At 73.1% G+C, this 3,310-nt stretch carries 2 protein-coding genes; one reads left to right on the top strand and one right to left on the bottom strand.

Translation table 11 applies throughout. From position 1 onward, the window contains the following. Window positions 1-107: 107 nt before the first annotated feature. Window positions 108-2,468 (bottom strand): heavy metal translocating P-type ATPase, encoded by a 2,361-nt coding sequence (locus BFF77_RS29405; RefSeq protein WP_066955934.1) that lies wholly within the window; start codon window positions 2,466-2,468, stop codon window positions 108-110. Between the two features lie 258 nt (window positions 2,469-2,726). Here BFF77_RS29405 and BFF77_RS29400 point away from each other — a divergent pair. Further along, the coding region (locus BFF77_RS29400; RefSeq protein WP_066955932.1) for a copper homeostasis protein CutC at window positions 2,727-3,310 on the top strand (584 nt) is incomplete at its 3' end.

Raw genomic sequence — 3,310 nt, 5'->3', positions numbered from 1 at the left:
CGGACAGTGCGGCCGGGCCCTCCGGCCGGGCCCTCCGGCAGGGCAGTGCGGCCGGCCCCGGTCCGGCCGGCCCCGGTCCGGCCGGCCCCGGTCCGGCCGGACAGGGCCTACGAGGCCTTGAAGCCGCGCAGCCGCAGCGAGTTGCCCACCACGAAGACCGACGAGAAGGCCATGGCGGCCCCGGCGATCATCGGGTTGAGCAGTCCGGCCGCGGCGAGCGGGATGGCGGCCACGTTGTAGGCGAAGGCCCAGAAGAGATTGACGCGGATGGTGGTCAGGGTGCGGCGCGCCAGCCGGATCGCGTCGGCGGCCGTGCGCAGGTCGCCGCGGACGAGAGTGAGGTCGCCGGCCTCGATCGCGGCGTCGCTGCCGGTGCCCATGGCGAGGCCGAGATCGGCCTGGGCGAGAGCCGCGGCGTCGTTGACGCCGTCGCCGACCATGGCGACGGAACGGCCCTCGGCCTGGAGCCTCTTGATGACGTCGACCTTGTCCTCGGGCATGACCTCGGCGATGACCCGGTCCTGGTCGATGCCGACCTCGGCGGCGACGGAGGCGGCGACGGCCCTGTTGTCGCCGGTGAGCAGGATCGGGAGCAGACCGAGGGCGCGGAGGCGGCGTACGGCTTCGGCGCTGGTCTCCTTGACGGCGTCGGCGACTTCGAGGACGGCCCGTGCCTCACCGTTCCACGCCACCACGACTGCGGTGCGGCCCGCCGCCTCCGCGTCGGTCCTCCTGCGCTCCAGGTCTGCCGGGAGACGGATCTCCCCCCGGTCGGCGAGGAGCTGGGCGCGGCCGACGAGGACCGCGTGGCCGTCGACGACGCCCTGGACGCCGAGACCGGGGACATCGGTGAAGCCCTCCGGGACGGGGAGGCTGCCGGTGCGTTCGACGGCGCCCGCCGCGACGGCCCGCGCGACGGGATGCTCGGAGGCGTGCTCCAGAGCGCCCGCGAGACGCAGGACCTCGGTCTCGTCCGTGGTCGCGACCGTGTGCGTGGCGAGCAGCGTCATCCTCCCCGTGGTGACCGTGCCGGTCTTGTCGAGGACGATCGTGTCGGCGCGGCGGGTCGATTCGAGGACCTCCGGGCCCTTGATCAGGATGCCGAGCTGGGCGCCGCGTCCGGTGCCGACCAGCAGGGCGGTCGGCGTGGCCAGGCCCAGGGCGCAGGGGCAGGCGATGATCAGTACGGCGACGGCGGCGGTGAAGGCGGCCGTCAGCCCCGAGCCGCTGCCGAGCCAGAAGGCGAGCGTGGCCAGCGCGAGACCGATGACGACGGGGACGAAGACGGCGGAGATACGGTCGGCGAGCCGCTGCGCGGCGGCCTTGCCGTTCTGCGCGTCCTCGACCATCCGGGCCATCCGGGCGAGCTGGGTGTCCGCGCCGACACGGGTCGCCTCGACGACGAGCCGGCCGCCCGCGTTGAGCGTGGCGCCGGTCACCGTGTCGCCGGCCGACACCTCGACGGGCACGGACTCGCCCGTGAGCATCGACACGTCGACGGCGGAGGAGCCCTCCACGACGGTGCCGTCGGTCGCGATCTTCTCGCCCGGCCGTACGAGGAACCGGTCGCCGACCCGGAGCCGGGCGGTGGGCACGGTGGTCTCCCGGCCGTCCCGCAGGACGGTGACCTCCTTGGCCCCCAGCTCCAGCAGCGCCCGCAGGGCCGCTCCGGCCTTCCGCTTGGCGCGCGCCTCGAAGTAGCGCCCGGCGAGGATGAAGGCGGTCACCCCGGCCGCGGCTTCGAGGTAGATGTTGCCGGTGCCGTCGGTGCGGCTGACGGTCAGCTCGAAGGGGTGCGTCATCCCGGGCATGCCCGCCATGCCGAAGAAGAGTGCCCACAGCGACCACAGGAACGCCGCCGACGTGCCGACCGAGATGAGCGTGTCCATGGTGGCGGCGCCGTGGCGGGCGTTGGTGAAGGCGGCGCGGTGGAAGGGCCAGCCGGCGTAGGTGACGACGGGAGCGGCGAGGGTGAGGGAGAGCCACTGCCAGTGGTCGAACTGGAGGGCCGGGATCATGGCCATCGCGACGACCGGTACGGAGAGGACGACGGCGGTGATCAGCCGCTCGCGCAGGGTGCGCAGCTCGGCGTCCTTGGCGGCGTCCTCGGCGCTCCGCGGGCCTGTGGCGGCGGCCGGGCCGGTGGAGCCCGTGCCGCCGGGCCCGCGTTCCGCGTCCTCCGTATCCGCGGGTTCCGTGCCCGTGCTTCCCGGGCTTTCCGGTACCACGGGCGCGGGTTCCCGCGCCGTGTACCCGGTGGCCTCGACGGTGGCGATCAGGTCCTGGACGGCGACGTCCGCGCCGCGGTAGGAGACCTTGGCCTTCTCGGTGGCGTAGTTGACGGTGGCCTCGACGCCCTCCATGCGGTTGAGCTTCTTCTCGATACGGGCGGCACAGGAGGCGCAGGTCATACCGCCGATGGTGAGCTCGACTTCGGCGGTTGCGCCGGTGGTTCCGGCGAGGCTCATGGCTGACGGCTCCTTGGTGGTCGACCGATAGGACACATCGTACCCCCTAGGGGTATCTCCGCTTTCAGGTATACCTCCCACCCGTAGGGAGTTCAAGATACCCGGAGGGGGTATTTGGTGATCGTTCCCTGGCGTCCGGCCGTGTTGCGGCAGTGATTCACGGTACGGGTGCGCTGGTGCGCCGGGGTTCCGCTCCCCTTAGGCTGGACATTGGACTAGACCTATAGCCCCGACATCCTCCCCGATGAATGAGGTCTCATGAGCAAGCGTGCAGTCCTGGAGGTGATCGCCCTCGATGCGGAGGACGCGGTCGCGGCCCGGAGCGGAGGTGCGGACCGCCTCGAACTCGTCACCGACATGGCGGCGGACGGGCTGACCCCGCCCCGCGAGACCTTCGCGGAGATCCGTGCCGCGGTCGACATCCCGCTCCGGGTGATGCTGCGGCTGGCCGACGGCTTCACGGTGGGCGAACCGGGCGGGCCGGGCGATGTGGACGCCCTGGTCGCGGCGGCGCGCGGACTGCGGGCGGAGGGAGCGGAGGAGTTCGTCTTCGGCTTCCTGGACGCGGACGGGACGCCGGACCTGGTGACGGTGGAGCGGCTGCTCGCGGAGCTGGAGGGCTGCCGCTGGACCTTCCACCGGGCGATCGACCGCGCGGCGGACCGGGACGCGCTGCGCAAGCAGCTCGCGGACCTGCCGGGCCTGGACACCTATCTCACCGCCGGTTCCGCCACGGGCGTGGACCAGGGCCTGCCCACCCTCCTCGCCGAGGCGGGCGCCGCCGGCCGCGGTGAACCGGGTTACGGCCCCCGCATGCTGGTCGGCGGCGCCCGCCTCGGCGA

The sequence above is a fragment of the Streptomyces lushanensis genome (genome assembly GCF_001700515.1).
Classification (GTDB): domain Bacteria; phylum Actinomycetota; class Actinomycetes; order Streptomycetales; family Streptomycetaceae; genus Streptomyces; species Streptomyces lushanensis.
Note: the sequence above shows the minus strand (reverse complement) of the source record. Positions and strands in the feature narration are given on the sequence as shown.

Coding starts and splice junctions, on each gene's coding strand:
- BFF77_RS29405 (WP_066955934.1), bottom strand. CDS start 2,468: ATGAGCCTCGCCGGAACCACCGGCGCAACCGCCGAAGTCGAGCTCACC.